The following is a 14,303-nucleotide window of genomic DNA, read 5'->3' as shown; positions in this document are numbered from 1 at the left end:
AAAAAATCATCCGGACGGAAATCCTCGAGACGCAAATCGTCCTAGGGAGTCGCTGACCCCGAGATCACTATCGGGCCAGTCGGAGCAGGCATTCCTCCGGCCGGCTCTTCCGTTACAGCGACTGCCTTCAACGCATCTCTGTCGAGAGCGTACTTCGCCTGCATGAACGCGTGTCCACGCTGATCCGGGTTGAATGTGCCTGCTGAGATCTTCGTACTGTCGGTTACCAGCCAGATCTGATACGTCATTCCCGGCTTCGGTGGAGGCATCGTGTAAACCACGAACGTCCAGTCGTTCGACGATGGATTCCAGAACATACGACCCATTCGTGTCGCATTTCCGCTCGCGAGCGGAACGATCTTCACATCGGGGCTCGCCATTGCGGCGACCAGCGCTTCGTTCTCCGCGCGCCGCCCTCCCGTGGTGCCAGGTGCGTTGGCGGTATCCGCGCCCGAGGCAACCTCGGCACGCAACGCGTCACGTTCAGCCATCACGCGCCCCAGCTGAACCGCTACGACCACGAAGGCAATGGAGGCCGCAAGAGCCAGGAGAACAGGCCCGCTCACGAACGTCCGCCGCTTCTCCTGTGGCGCGACCTTCCTTATTTCTGCTTCGACTGCTCGCTGAGACTCAGGCGTGAGCTTGTGCCCCAATCCCGTAAGGCTTGCAACTCCTCGTGCAAGGTCCGGACGCGCCCTTGGAGCTGCCGAAGACCGCGTTTCACGCTCTCCGCGCGCGCGCATCACCAGGCGTGAGCGAATCCCGGCGGCGCGCCCACGATTCACCACTGCGGACGGTACCAGCTGCCCGAGCTGGGCGACAGCTTCTTCCATCGCCACCAGCTCCGGGCCGCACTCCGGGCAGGCTGCCGCATGCTCCCGCACCGCGGCGCTCACCTCGGTCGACGCTGCGCCGAGAGCAATCGCAGCCAGCTCGGAGTACGCTTCCTCGTGGCTCATGTCCGTCACGGCGCGCTCTCGCGATACATCGACAATGGCTCCCGGAGCTTCTGCATCGCCAAACGCATCCGCGTCTTCACGGTTCCGAGCGGCTGGCCCGTCGCCTCGGCGATCTCCGGCTGAGTAAGCCCCTTGAAATATCCGAGCTCCAGTACTTCGCGCTGCTCCTCCGGCAGCTCGCGCAGCGCAGCGAGAACATGCCTTCGGCGCTCGGCACCTTCTGTTGTCTGCAATGGATCAGGCGCATTCGACGGCATCTCGGCCAGCACCCATCCCTCTCGGGTCAGTGAATCTTCGCGACGACGCGCTTTCGCACGCAATCTGTCGAGCGCCCGGCGACGCCCAATGGTGAGAAGCCAGGTGGAAACAGCTCCACGTGAAGGCTCGTAAGACGACGCCTTTCGCCATGCCTGCCAGAATGTTTCTTCGACCACGTCTTCAGCTTCATCCGGATCCTTGAGCAGATGAACCACAAGAGAATGCAGTGACCGCATCCAGCGATCGTACAGAGCACCGAGCGCCGTTTCATCGGCGTCGCACATTCTCCGGATCAACGCAACGTCCTCCGCGTTTGATCGGATGTCACGAGTATACGGCAGCTCCTGCTCGGATGGATTCATCTGCCGCGAATCTACAGTGGCGCGTTTTCAGCCGCCAAGTGACAAAAAAGCCAGCAGCGCTGAATCCGCTGCTGGCTTGTAATCACGGTGTACCTGGTGCCGCCGTCGGCTCAGTACTTCGCCAGATAATTATCGAGCTCCCATTGTGAGACCTGGGTGATGTATTCCTCCCATTCGAGCCTCTTGGCTTCCAGGAAATTCGATGTGATGTGCTCACCGAGGGCGTCCTTGATCACCTGGTCTCGCTCGAGCTCATTGCACGCCTCCTCGAGATTGTGAGGGAGGTCGTCGATCTTCAGTCTGCGCTTCTCGCGATGCGACATCTCCCAGATATTCGTGTTCACCGGTTCCCGCGCATCAGCCTTCTTTTCGATTCCATCCAGGCCCGCCGCGAGCTGCACTGCAAGAGCCAGATAGGGATTCGCCGAGGGATCGGGAATTCGCAGCTCGCACCGTGTGCCGAGTCCCCGGCGGTCCGGAATGCGAATCATCGGTGTTCTGTTCCGCATCGACCATGCGACGTTCACCGGCGCCTCGAACCCCGGAACGAGGCGCTTGTATGAGTTCACGAGAGGATTGGTGATCGCGCAGAACCCGCGAGCGTGATTGAGAAGCCCGCCGATGTAGTGCAGCGCGGTCTGTGACAGCTGCCATTTCGCATCCTTGTCCCAGAATGCGTTCTCCTTCCCCTTGAACAGCGACTGATGCGTGTGCATGCCGCTGCCGTTCTGCCCGTAGACCGGCTTGGGCATGAACGACGCCATGAGGCCGAACTGCTGCGCCACATGCCGCACGACGAACCTGAAAGTCGCAATGTTGTCGGCGGTCTTCAGCGCATCCGCGTAGCGAAAGTCGATTTCGTGCTGGCCGTGCGCGACCTCGTGGTGCGCGGCTTCAACCTCGAATCCCATCTGCTCCAGAACATCCACCACCGCCCGGCGCGCGTCTTCACCAAGGTCCACGGGCGCGAGATCGAAGTAAGCTCCAACGTCGTGCGTCACCGTAGTCGCTTCACCATCCGGGCCAAGCTTGAACATGAAGAACTCGGCTTCCATGCCCGCGTTCATCGTGCTGAATCCCATCTGTCGCGCTCTGTCCAGCTGGCGGCGCAGCACAGCTCGACAGTCACCGTCGAACGGCTCACCATCCGGCGTCGTGATGTCGCAGATCAGTCGTCCGACTCGGTTGTCCGGATCGCCCCACGGGAATACCTGAAAAGTCGCGAGGTCAGGGGCGAGCAGCATGTCGGATTCTTCGATTCGGACGAAGCCTTCGATCGAAGAGCCGTCGAACATGATGTCGCCTTCGAGCGCCTTCTGAAACTGCGTCTGCGGAATCTCGACGTTCTTGTTGATGCCGAGGATGTCCGTGAATTGCAGGCGCAGAAATCGAACGTTGTTCTTTGCGGCAAGGTCGAGAATATCCTTCTTGCTCGCGCCGGAAGTATCCGGCACGGTCGAACGGGATTTGGGTGGCAAGGCTGCCTCTAGGTGGCGGTAGCGGAAGGTTTTTTTGGAAGGCGGGAAGCTACGGCAATTCGTGCGGAGTGTCAAACGAAACGTGCACGACATGCACCATTTCGCGGATTTCTCGTGGTTTTGCGCTCCAAAATCTCATAAATGCACTCAAGTCGCTGCAAGTTGGTAATTTCGGTGGGGCGACGCGGTTTGCTCGGTGCCCTCTCCATCAGCCTGTAAACCGGCACGATCCGACCAAACTGGAGTGTGATTCGACCAACGGTACCTCGCATGAACCTCGCATGAACCTTGCGCGACCCATTCCCATACTCACGCTGCCGCCGAGCCCAAAAACCCGCCGACCCAGGAGCATTCAACGATGAAGATCCAGGACATCATGTCCGCCGATCCCAGCACGGTGACGCCGGACACGCCAATCACTGAAGCCGCGAGAATAATGAAGGACCACAACGTCGGAATGCTCCCCGTCGTCGAAAGCGAAGGCTCACGCCGGCTTGTGGGAGTGGTCACCGATCGTGACATCGCCATGCGTCACGTCGCTGAGGGCCACACCAGCGATTGTCCGGTGAGAGAGGCGATGACCGATAACGTCTCAACGTGTCGGCCCGACGAAAATATCGATCGCGTCATGAGCCTGATGGCCGAAGAACAGGTGCGCCGAATTCCAATCGTCGACGAGCGCGGTGACCTGGTCGGCATCGTATCCCAGGCGGACATCGTTCTCGAGGCAGGGGACAGTCTGAAAGCGGAAAAGACGGTCGAACAGATCTCTCGCCCCTACGGCAAGCACGCGGATTGACGAGCGCTGGCGTCATGGCCTGTTTAGGTTCTAGGCCATGACGTCCCCGTCTTCTCCAGAACTCGTCTGTGCGGCCTGCGGCGCGGCAGGCCATGGCCGCTTTTGCGCCGAATGCGGCGCTACACTTTCTGCATCGGCGTGCGCGGGCTGCCAGGCTTCCCTGTCTCCCGGCGCGCGCTTCTGTCACCGCTGCGGCAAGCCAGTGGGCACCGCGATTCCCTCGTCCGTGCCACTCGCATCGCCGCCTGCCGTACGCGGAGGGATCACGTCTTCCCTTCCCTGGGCTATCGCTGCCATAACTCTTCTAGCTCTGTTGGCGATGTCTGCCGGAAAGTTTTTCAACGCCAGCCGCGGCAGCAGCCTCGATGCTCCGCTGAACGCGTTACCTCAGGCAGCACTCGGCGAAGCGAGCCCCCTTCCGGACGACCCCGCCACGGGAGCGATGCCGGGCAGTCGGGGACCGGACATTTCCAGGATGTCACCCGAGGAGCGCGCCGAGCGGCTTTTCAACAGAGTGATGCTGCTCGCCAGCGCGGGAAAGACTGATAGCGTTCTTTTTTTCGCGCCCATGGCAATCGAGGCGTACCGGCTCATCACGCCGATGACACTCGACCACCGCTACGACATGGGGCGCATCGCTGAAGTGGCAGGTGCCATTCCGCTCGCCAAGGCACAGGCGGACACGATTCTTCTCGAGAATCCAAACCACCTTCTCGGACTCATACTCGGTGCCCGCATTGCTTCGCTGTCCGAAGACACGGCAGCACGCCGTCGGTACGAATCCAGGATACTCGCCGTAGAGAAGACCGAGGCATCGAAAAAACTGCCGGAATACGATCGGCATCGCGACGATATCGTGAACGCCGTTGCCAATGCACGCCGCTCGCTTGGAACCAAGGGATGACGGAGGTAATACATCTCGCCCACAGCCCGGATTCGGACGACGCGTTCATGTTTTATGCGCTCGCTACCGGGAAGATCGATGTCGATGGCGTCGAGTACGTCCACGAGCTGCAGGATATCGAGACTTTGAACCAGCGGGCATTGAAGGGCGAGCTCGAGGTCACCGCCGTTTCAATTCATGCCTACGCCTACCTCTCGGAGCGCTATGCGTTGCTGTCCCACGGCGCATCCATGGGGGATCGGTACGGACCTCGACTCGTCACACGCTCGGTAATGACAAAGGACGATCTGCGCGGGCGAAGAATCGGGGTACCCGGCCCATTGACGAGCGCGTATCTGGCATTGCGTCTCTACCAGCCTGACTTCGAGCCGGTATTCATGCCGTTCGACAAGATCGACGACGCCGTGCTCGACGGTGAGATCGACGCAGGGCTTCTGATTCACGAAGGGCAGCTCACTTACGCCACGCAGGGCCTTCACCTGGTTGCCGACATGGGAGAGTGGTGGTTCAACGAGACAGGTCTCCCCTTGCCGCTCGGCGGGAACGTCATTCGGAAAGACCTCGATGAAGGCCTCAAGCGAAGGGTTTCGAGGCACCTCCGTGAAAGCATTGCTTACGGGCTCAGCCACCGCGCTGATGCGCTCGACCACGCTATGCGCTATGCCAGAGACCTGGCACGCTCGGACGCTGACACCTTCGTCGGCATGTATGTAAACGACTGGACACTCGACTATGGAGACCGCGGGCGGGAAGCTATTCGTCTCTTCCTCGCCCGGGGCGTGGAGGCAGGGATCATTCCGCACCCTGTCACGGTCGAGTTTGTCGATGACCGCCCTACTTGACGACGTATGGGCGCCGTTGTATTCGGAGTGAGACCGGCGCCACGCACTTGCTGGAGCAGTAACATAAGGCACGCGACGTGCAGCTTGGCGGGGCCGACGATCATGCATTTCGACTCGGTAAATTGAAACGCAACAGGGGGACGTATGCCAGGCGGTGAGGAGTTAAGAGAGCCCTTCAGATTTGCCGAGGACGATGATTCGGATGATCTCGGAGGTTTCGGACGTGCTAAGCGGCCGTTCGAGGATGATGAGGATGAAGAAAACGGCGGCTGGGCGATAAACGAGGATCACAGCGATCGCCTTTGGGACAGTGCCGACGAAGTCGATGATGACGACGAAGAAACCGCTGAAACCGCCGACACCGATGATGTCGAAGAGGAAGAGGAAGAGGAGGCTGATCTTTTCGGTGGTGGTGCCCCGCGTGGCAGACGCGGTAGACCAAAAGGCTCTACGAATGCGAATCGCGATCGTGCGCTCATGGGTGCGTCGACCTCGCGCGATTCCGGATCAGCCTTCGGCGCAACCGGCAGAAGTCTATTCGAGGACCAGGACGCCAAGCCTTCCGCCGATACGTCAGGTGCCGGCGCTCGCACCGACACAGCCGCCGGCGGCATGGCTGAGTCTCCGGGGAAACGCAGCACATCCACGTCCCGCGGCTCGGAAGCCCGGCCGGCCGGGAGAACAGCCGGCGCGTCTTCCCGCGGAGCGACTACCGCGACACGAAAAACTTCCGCGCGGAGTGGTAGCGGGAAATCGACAGCCGGGAAGTCGAGCGCGAAAAGCGCGGGAGCTCGCGGGTCGTCGCGGAAGAGCGCTGCCAAGCGGACAGGTGGAACGACCGGAGGACGAAGCTCGCGGAAGAGTGCCGGGTCCCGAGCAGGCGCTGCACGCAAAGGAGCCAGGAAAAAGACCGCATCCTCAGCTGGCGCTCGGGGAGCACGAAGTGGAGGGCGAAGCGGAGCGCGAGGCGCGGCGTCGAGCGCTCGAAAAGCGGGAAGCTCCTCGAGAAAATCCGCCCCGGGACGGAGCGCAAAGAAAAGTGCAACGAGGGGCTCCGCCGGTCGAGGCGCGCGGGCACGCTCGACTCGCGGCTCGTCGAGGGGTCGGCGCCGGTAAGTCCGGGCAACAAGACTTCGCAGCCTCTGGCCGACGTAGCGCTCCCGCCACATGATTGTGGCGGGAGCGCTGCACATTTCAGCGCTGCAGCGCGTCGCTCAGGGGACCGATGGACGAAAACGATAATCGCTGGCGCAGGATCGTCATGTCGGGCGGTGCCATACTCGGCGTCGCCGCTGCGTACAATGCGTTCGCCAGAAAAGGTGTTGACGAGCTCACCAATCTCATCGGCGGAGAAGAGGGAGGATTCGACTGGCGTGGCCGCCGAATCTCATTCACCCGCAGAGGAAAGGGTCCTGCGCTTCTTCTGATCCACGGAATACACCCTGCCGCCTGGTCGTACGAGTGGCACGACAACGTGGATCACCTCGCTCTCACGAACACAGTTTACACTCTGGATCTTCTCGGCTTTGGACGCTCTGATCGCCCTGCCATTCGTTATTCGGCTCGACTTTATATCTCGTTGATCTCGGATTTCGCCGACCAGGTGATCGGAGATCCTTGTGTGCTCGTAGCGGCTTCTCTCTCCGGCGCCTACGCCGTTGTTCTCGGCGCGCGCGATCCGCAGCGTTTCCCCGCCGTCGTTCTCGTAGCACCGGCTGGACTCGTTCGCCTGAACCGGGCGGCGAGCATTGCAGGAGAAGCGGGTCAGCTCGCTGTGGATACGCCGATTGTCGGGACTGCGATGTTCAATGCGCTCGTATCCCGGCGAAGCATCCGAAATTTTCTCGAGAAAGCGTACGCTGACGATTCGATCGTGACCGACGAGCTGGTCGAGATCTACTATTGGACCTCTCATCAGCGCGGCGCTCGTCATGCACCGGCCGCGTTTCTCTCAGGACATCTGAACATCGATGTGCGTCAGGCGCTACGACGTTTGACTCAGCCTTCGCTGCTGATCTGGGGTGAAGAGGGAAGCACCCCCGCGCTGGAGGAATCGCGCGGATTCAGAACACTGAAGCCCGACCTCGAAACGGCCATTGTCTCGCCCGCGGGTGACGTTCCGCACGATGAGCGGCCCGATGATTTTAATGTTATCCTATCCTCATGGCTGAATCGGCTGTCGCTCTCCTCCGCGCACACGCTCAACACGCTCCCTGGAACGCCCGCGGCCTCGCCAGTCACGTCACGGCTCTCGTAGACGCCGCCGGGATGCGTCCTACGAACGCATCTGCACGCGCAGCACCGAGCGCACGCTCAGTGCGCTTCTATGTTGCGAGCGGATTACTCGACCGGCCCGAAGGGACAGGTACCGCGGCGACCTACAACTATCGCCACCTGCTTCAGCTGCTTGCCATCAAGATCAGGCAGCGTGAAGGACAGAGTCTCGATACCATCAGGCACGAGATGCGCGATCTCACCGGCGACGCGCTCGAGCGTCGTATTGCCGGCTCACTGGAACCTGCACTGAACGCAGGAGCAGACGTCGCAGTAGCGCACGACGGCGACGAGTCGCACAGCTGGCGAAGAGCAGCAATTGCCGATGGAATCGAGCTTCACATTCGTGACGATTTGCCGGCGGCACGCGAAGAAGCAGTGATCGCCATGCGCGAAGCGGTTCGCGCAGCGTTAGGACGAGCGGATATCCGGTAGCATGAGGTAGCGGGCGCCTTTTTCTCCCCGAAGGTGCCGCGAGAGCAGCTCCTTCGCCTCGTCGATCTCCTCTCGCTGCATCCAGCTGGCGATCGAAATGCGACGGCCGCGGCCTTCAACCGAAAGTGCAACTTTTCCGGCCCGTGTCACAATTAGCGCGCCCGACCCGCGCGGCCTCGCGAGATCGTCTCCAGGACCCGGTCATCCCGCCCGGACGATCGGGCCTCTTCCACTTGGGCAGACGTCGAAGGTTCGGCCGGCGCTGTACCACCCGCCGATTTGGGGAAGGGCTGTAGTCCGCAGGCAGCCAGCGCGTCGGATCAGCTTGACCGGGAGTCGGTAACGCTCGCCAGCGAATGACTTCCCTCAGCGCTTCGATTGTGTCGTTCGTCACGAAGCTCGCCGAAGCAAGCTCGCGCAAGCCGCGCCTGACCGCCTGCGCCGTCAGGCCCGTGCCCTGCTCTATGTCGCCGATGAACGAGGCGCCTTCTTTCTGGATGAACTCCAGAATCTTCCGCGACTCGGCGCTGAGTCGCGACAACCTCGCGGCTATCGTGTCATCATCGTCGTCGGGCGTGACCCATAACGAGCCGGTGCCTCGCTCGAAAAAACGCACACGCGAGAGCAATCGTGAGCCCTGCCCGGTCACGCTCTCCGTGGTTTCCGCCATCCATACCATCGCTCCGCTCGCGGCGAGCTGAGAAAGCCAGAGTGGGTCATAATCCGGGATTCTCGATCTCAGATAGTCGCGCTCCCATCCAACTGCAGGACGGGCGAGCCCGTACAGCTGCCGCATGACCGTCGCAATACACGGAGCTACAGCAGGCGCTGCACTCTCTGCGCCCCCCATTCCAGCACCTTGTCCGTCCAGGGTCTCTTTCCGAAGGTCTCGAGCTTGATCTCCTGCGAGTACTTCAGATCGTCCATAAAGACTGAATCCATCCGCTGTCCCAGGGACGCATCGAGCGCGAGTATCTGGGATTCGTTATTGAACGTGAGGGAGCGGTTGTCGAAGTTCATCGATCCGATCGCGGAAAACAGCCCGTCCACGACGAGCGTCTTCGCGTGCATCATCGACGGCTGGTATTCATAGATCCGCACGCCACCCTGAAGCAGCTTTTCGTACAGCGCGCGCCCCGCGTACCAGGTTGTCTTGATATCCGTCTTCGAGCTTACCGTAAGGACGCGCACATCGACGCCGTGCCTCACGGCTCTGATCAAGAGGTCGCAGAAATCGTCGTTCGGCACGAAGTACGAGTTGCTGATGTAAAGCGTTTTTGCGGCTCCGGCGATCGAAAGAGCCAGGAAGCGCTCTGCCGGCGTGCTGCCGATTGTCGGGAGGCTGTGCATCAGTCCGGCGTTGACGTTCCCGCCGTCCGCGAAGGCCATCGGTGGGAAGAACATGTCTCCCGTGATCAGCTCTCCGGTTGCCTCTGCCCAGCCCGACGCAAACGTGGCCTGAAGTGCCGCCACCGTTGGCCCCTCGAAACGGACATTCGTCTCACGCCACTGGCCATCGTGGTGCCCGTCGCCAAGCCAGTAGTCAGCGAGCCCGAATCCTCCCGTGTAACCCACGCGTCCGTCTACAACAATCGATCGGACATGCGAGCGTTCTGCCGCCTTGTGAAGCGTGTACCAGTTGAGCGGGCGCAGCCATGCGAACTCGACTCCGGCGCTCTTCAGCCCCGCAACCCATTCCTTCGACAATGGCTGCGATCCGAACGCATCGAGCAGCACCAGCACACGCACGCGTGCGCGTGCGCGCTCCTGGAGATAGCGGGCCATCGTATCGGCAACCGCCCCGGGCTGTGAGTAATACAGCTGCACCGTCACAGTGCGCTTCGCGGACGCAATGTCCTTCCATAGCGGCGGATATGTACCGTCGCCGTTGAGAAGAAGCTGCACGCTGTTTCCAGGCTCGATGTGCGTCCCGGTAAAAAGCTCGATGGTTCGGGGGAAAAGAGGGTCGGCGATGCGTGGCGGCCCTCCGCGATCACCCTCTGCTATCACCTGTTCGACCGGTGAGCGGCGGGTCACCGACAGGACACCGATAAGCAACAATACCAGCGCCAGTCCTGCTGCCAGCACAATTGCGGCGTATTTGAAGATGCGCATGCTTTCCCGGATCTAGTGCGAATCCTGCATCAGCTGTCCATGCGGCCGAGTATCAGCACTCCTTGCCGCGCCCCTGGAGTTACAACACTTTCCTCGAACAATGACTTTCGCGGCCCGCCGCCGCTCGGCTCATCGAGCGATAATTCTGGACAAGTCGCTCGAGGCGCTGCCCGTCTTCCGTCTCAGCGACTCGGCCGACGAATCCGCGATAAGCTACTCTCCGCCTTCGGGGGGCCGCTGGCGCGTCCTTCCGAATCCCGGCGATCGCCTTCCCGGAACTTTCGATCAGGATGTGTACGTCGAGATCCTGCGCCGGTACAGCGAAGCAGGATTCCCGTCCGACGGAATGGTGAGCTTCACCCTCCACGCGTTTCTGCGCTCCATCGGCCGCCGTGTGGATGGCCGAACCTACGAGCAGCTCCGCTCGGCTTTCAACCGCCTGGAGAAAACCATCCTCGAATCGAGTGGAGTCTACTTTGCGGCACGCGCGAACACCACACTCGAAGGCCGCTTTACAATCCTCAGCTCTGTGGCGATCGAGCGGCGCAGACTGGCGGACCGTGAGCAGTTCACCCTTTTCCCGGTTCTCACCGCCTCCGAGCCTGGTGACGCGCGAATTGTCGTCTCTCCCGTTCTACGAGAGAATATTGCTGCGGGTTGCACCGTCGCACTTTCCTCCCCGCAGTACCAGTCACTGAGCAGTCCGGTCGCTCGCCGGCTGTATCGGCTTCTCGAGGTCGCCCGCGAGTCCGGAACTGTTACGTGGCGTGTTACACTCGAGCAGCTCGCGCAGCAGCTTCCTCTCGCACAGCGATATCCGTCGCACCTGCAGCGTGTTCTCCAGCCGGCTCACGAGATGCTCCTTGGTGCCGGCCTCGTGCGCAGCGCGACCTTGCGACAGGTAAACCGTGAATGGCTAGTGGATTACGTTCTCGCCAGCCGGGTTGTTTAAGCACGCTACCTGCATCTCTCTTGCATGATTGCCGCTCTGCTGCGAGCGTCCACAGTGTGAGACAACCTTTGCCCACATCCGGAACTCTCACGAATTAGCAGCGTATCTACTACCTTGAGAAGAATCACCTCCCTACTTCACAGAATGGTCACTCCACGAAAAGTCGCCCTCATTGGGTTCGTCCTCCTTCCGGTACTCGCCGGTGGATTCGTCGTACAGCAGAAGGAAGCTCGTGACGGGGCTCGTCTGCTCGACCAGGTGCTTCAGATCGTATCCGGAAGGTTCGTCGACAGCGTCAGTGCTGCGACACTCTATGAGAAGGCGGCGCGTGGACTCGTTCGCGAGCTTAACGATCCGTATTCGATCCTGCTCTCGCCGAAAGAGCTCGCCACCTTCAACGCCCAGACGGGCGGCCGCTACGGCGGTGTTGGCATGGAGATCGGTGAAGTTCAGGGCTTTGTCACCGTGCAGCGTGTTTTCCCGCACACCCCGGCAGAACAGGCAGGTGTGATGGAAGGCGACCGCATTATCGCCGTCGATACAGCGAACGCGCGTGGCTGGACCACGGCCCAGGCATCCGATGCGTTGAAAGGAACACCGGGCACCAAGGTGTCGGTGAAGTTCCTCCGCGCCGGTGTTCCCGAGCCTATTCCGGTCACTTTCACTCGCGCCAGCGTGCGGATTCCAGCGGTTCCATATGCCATCATGCTCGATGGCAACATCGGCTACATCCCGCTGCAACAGTTCAATGAGACGGCGACGGATGAGCTCGAAGCGTCGTCCAAGCGCTTGATCGGCGAAGGTGCGAAAGGCCTCGTCCTCGACCTTCGAGGAAATGGCGGCGGCTATCTGGATCAATCGGCGAGCGTCGCCAATCTCTTTCTCAACAAGGGGCAGGAGATCTCGAGCGTCCGTGGTCGAGGCGGAGATCAGCAGATCTTCTACGCCACTGACCAGCCCGCCGTGCCGAATGTTCCGCTCATCATTCTAACCGACGGACGCACTGCCTCGGCTTCGGAGATTGTCGCCGGCGCTCTTCAGGATCACGATCGCGCGCTCATTCTGGGTACGACATCGTTCGGCAAGGGACTCGTCCAGACGGTCTACCCCCTGGACGGCGGCTATGCGCTGAAGATGACGACTGCCAAATGGTTCACGCCGAGCGGTCGGTCCATCCAGAAAGAGAGAAAGCTCCTGCCCGACGGTTCATTCGTCGAAGTCCTTCCTGATTCGATGGAGACCGACTCGGTCCGCAAGTCCCGGCCGAAGTACAAGTCCGACGCCGGACGCATTGTGTACGGCGGCGGCGCCGTGACGCCCGATATCATCGTCCAGCCTGACACGCTGTCAACTCCGGAGCAGAAGCTTCTCAATCTTCTGGCGCCGAAAGCGCAGGTAGTCCGGGCCACGCTCGTCAACTATGCCGTCGAGCACAAGAACAAGGTGCAGCCGGGCTTCGTTGTCACAAAGGCGTGGCGCGATGAGTTCTACAACAGACTCGTCGCTCAGGGCGTGAAGGTCGACAAGCCCCAGTTCGACGCCGGTGGCGCCGAGGTCGATCGCCTTCTCGGCTCGAGCATCGCCCGCATTGCATTCGGTGATTCCACCGAGAAGCGCCGTGAGGTGCGCGACGACGCGCAGCTCCGCCGCGCCTTCGAGATCCTGCGGCAGAGTCCATCACAGCGCGAAGTCTTCGCCGTGGCGCAGCGTCAGAGCATGGCGATGAAGCAGGAGTAGCATTGATTCAAAAGCGCCGCCGTGGAATACCACGGCGGCGCTTTTTTTTGCATATTCACTCCGCCTTTACATTCGGGGATTCGTATGGCAGGTCTGGTGATTCTTGGGATCCTGGCCGTTTTCGGACTGCTCGTCATTACCAAGTCATTCAAGGTCGTCGGTCAGGCCGAGGTAATGGTCATCGAGCGCCTCGGTCGCTTCCACCGCGTTGCCCGCTCAGGGTTGAACATCCTTCTTCCGTTCATCGAGGTGCCACGCGCGATCGACGTCCGCTACTTCGATACCGACGTCAGCGGAATGAAGCGCGTAACCGCGGGGCACACGACACGAATCGACCTCCGTGAGCAGGTGCTCAACTTCCCGAGCCAGCCTGTGATCACCAAGGACAACGTCACTATCGACATCGACGCCGTCATCTACTACCGGGTCGCCGACCCGCAGAAAGCGACGTACTCCGTTCAGAATCTGCCCTACGCTCTGGAGACCCTGACACGCACGACCCTTCGAAACATCGTCGGCGAGATGGAGCTCGACTCGACACTTGGCAGCCGCGACGTCATCAACCGGCGGATGCGCGAAGTGATCGAGGAGGCATCCATTGGCTGGGGCGTCGACGTCACACGCGTGGAACTCCAGGCGATCGAGCCCCCGCGGGACATCCAGCAGTCGATGGAGCTGCAGATGCGGGCCGAACGCGAGCGCCGGGCTGCGGTTACCAACGCGGAGGCGGGCAAGAGAGCAGCGATCCTCGAGGCTGAGGGTGTTCGCGAGTCACAGGTTCGTCGAGCAGAGGGCGAGAAAGACGCTGCCATTCTCCGAGCCCAGGGTCTTGCTGAAGCCCGCCTTGCCATGGCAAACGCCGAGGCTGAAGCAATTCAGAAAATCGCATCCGCTCTGCCCGAAGGTCAGGCGGCGATGTATCTCCTGGGAATGAAGTACCTGGAGGCGCTCCCGACTCTGGCCCAGGGCAAGAACGCCACGATCTTCCTTCCGGCTGAAGCCGCAGGAGTGATGGGCGCAATCGGTGGCTTGAGAGAGCTCGTTTCGAGGGCCGCCACGTCGTCCCTGAATTCACCGTCCGATGCACCTGCGCGGCTCGGTCCACGCCCGGACGCCGACAGCTCTCGAAAAGATTCACCGTAGTGGCCTCGAAGCCAATCTCGCTCGCACGAGCGGAACGCATTGCAC

13 protein-coding genes are annotated in these 14,303 nt (G+C 61.1%); 8 read left to right on the top strand and 5 right to left on the bottom strand.

All coding sequences use genetic code 11. The annotated features are described in order from the left end of the window. Positions 1-41: 41 nt before the first annotated feature. From VES88_17065 to glnA, 3 genes are all read right to left on the bottom strand, one after another. A complete protein-coding gene (locus VES88_17065) occupies positions 42-959 on the bottom strand; it encodes an anti-sigma factor (protein HYN83193.1) in 918 nt (305 codons plus the stop codon). Between the two features lie 5 nt (positions 960-964). After that, the gene (locus VES88_17060) at positions 965-1,579 is read right to left on the bottom strand and encodes a sigma-70 family RNA polymerase sigma factor (protein HYN83192.1); all 615 of its coding nucleotides are present in this window, start codon (positions 1,577-1,579) and stop codon (positions 965-967) included. 110 nt (positions 1,580-1,689) lie between these two features. Continuing rightward, a complete protein-coding gene (glnA, locus tag VES88_17055; protein ID HYN83191.1) occupies positions 1,690-3,033 on the bottom strand; it encodes a type I glutamate--ammonia ligase in 1,344 nt (447 codons plus the stop codon). Between the two features lie 382 nt (positions 3,034-3,415). Between glnA and VES88_17050 the strand changes: the two genes are divergently transcribed. The 5 genes from VES88_17050 to VES88_17030 all read left to right on the top strand — a co-directional run bounded on the left by VES88_17050 (position 3,416) and on the right by VES88_17030 (position 8,311). Beyond that, complete coding sequence (locus VES88_17050; GenBank protein ID HYN83190.1) at positions 3,416-3,856, top strand: CBS domain-containing protein; 441 nt, start codon at positions 3,416-3,418, stop codon at positions 3,854-3,856. Between the two features lie 313 nt (positions 3,857-4,169). Further along, a complete protein-coding gene (locus VES88_17045; GenBank protein ID HYN83189.1) occupies positions 4,170-4,760 on the top strand; it encodes a hypothetical protein in 591 nt (196 codons plus the stop codon). After that, the gene (locus tag VES88_17040) at positions 4,757-5,602 is read left to right on the top strand and encodes an MqnA/MqnD/SBP family protein (protein ID HYN83188.1); all 846 of its coding nucleotides are present in this window, start codon (positions 4,757-4,759) and stop codon (positions 5,600-5,602) included. Before VES88_17045 ends, VES88_17040 begins: the two co-directional genes overlap by 4 nt. Positions 5,603-6,827: 1,225 nt before the next feature. Then, positions 6,828-7,859 (top strand): alpha/beta fold hydrolase, encoded by a 1,032-nt coding sequence (locus tag VES88_17035; protein ID HYN83187.1) that lies wholly within the window; start codon positions 6,828-6,830, stop codon positions 7,857-7,859. After that, positions 7,766-8,311, top strand: a complete 546-nt coding sequence (locus VES88_17030) for a MerR family transcriptional regulator (protein ID HYN83186.1) — start codon at positions 7,766-7,768, stop codon at positions 8,309-8,311. Before VES88_17035 ends, VES88_17030 begins: the two co-directional genes overlap by 94 nt. 115 nt (positions 8,312-8,426) lie before the next feature. Here the strand turns inward: VES88_17030 and VES88_17025 are convergent, their stop codons facing one another. Then, positions 8,427-9,107 carry a hypothetical protein gene (locus VES88_17025; GenBank protein ID HYN83185.1) on the bottom strand — a complete coding sequence of 227 codons (681 nt, stop codon included), beginning with the start codon at positions 9,105-9,107 and terminating at the stop codon, positions 8,427-8,429. A gap of 20 nt (positions 9,108-9,127) precedes the next feature. Then, a complete protein-coding gene (locus VES88_17020) occupies positions 9,128-10,426 on the bottom strand; it encodes a phospholipase D-like domain-containing protein (GenBank protein HYN83184.1) in 1,299 nt (432 codons plus the stop codon). Positions 10,427-10,526: 100 nt separating this feature from the next. Between VES88_17020 and VES88_17015 the strand changes: the two genes are divergently transcribed. The 3 genes from VES88_17015 (at position 10,527) to VES88_17005 (ending at position 14,258) form a co-directional block, all read left to right on the top strand. Next, a complete protein-coding gene (locus VES88_17015; protein HYN83183.1) occupies positions 10,527-11,378 on the top strand; it encodes a replication initiator protein A in 852 nt (283 codons plus the stop codon). A gap of 144 nt (positions 11,379-11,522) precedes the next feature. Next, the gene (locus tag VES88_17010) at positions 11,523-13,115 is read left to right on the top strand and encodes a S41 family peptidase (protein ID HYN83182.1); all 1,593 of its coding nucleotides are present in this window, start codon (positions 11,523-11,525) and stop codon (positions 13,113-13,115) included. A gap of 96 nt (positions 13,116-13,211) precedes the next feature. Next, positions 13,212-14,258 (top strand): SPFH domain-containing protein, encoded by a 1,047-nt coding sequence (locus tag VES88_17005; protein ID HYN83181.1) that lies wholly within the window; start codon positions 13,212-13,214, stop codon positions 14,256-14,258. The last annotated feature ends 45 nt before the right edge of the window (positions 14,259-14,303 follow it).

It is taken from the genome of Gemmatimonadaceae bacterium, assembly GCA_035633115.1.
In the GTDB taxonomy this organism is placed as follows: Bacteria; Gemmatimonadota; Gemmatimonadetes; order Gemmatimonadales; family Gemmatimonadaceae; genus UBA4720.
Note: the sequence above shows the minus strand (reverse complement) of the source record. Positions and strands in the feature narration are given on the sequence as shown.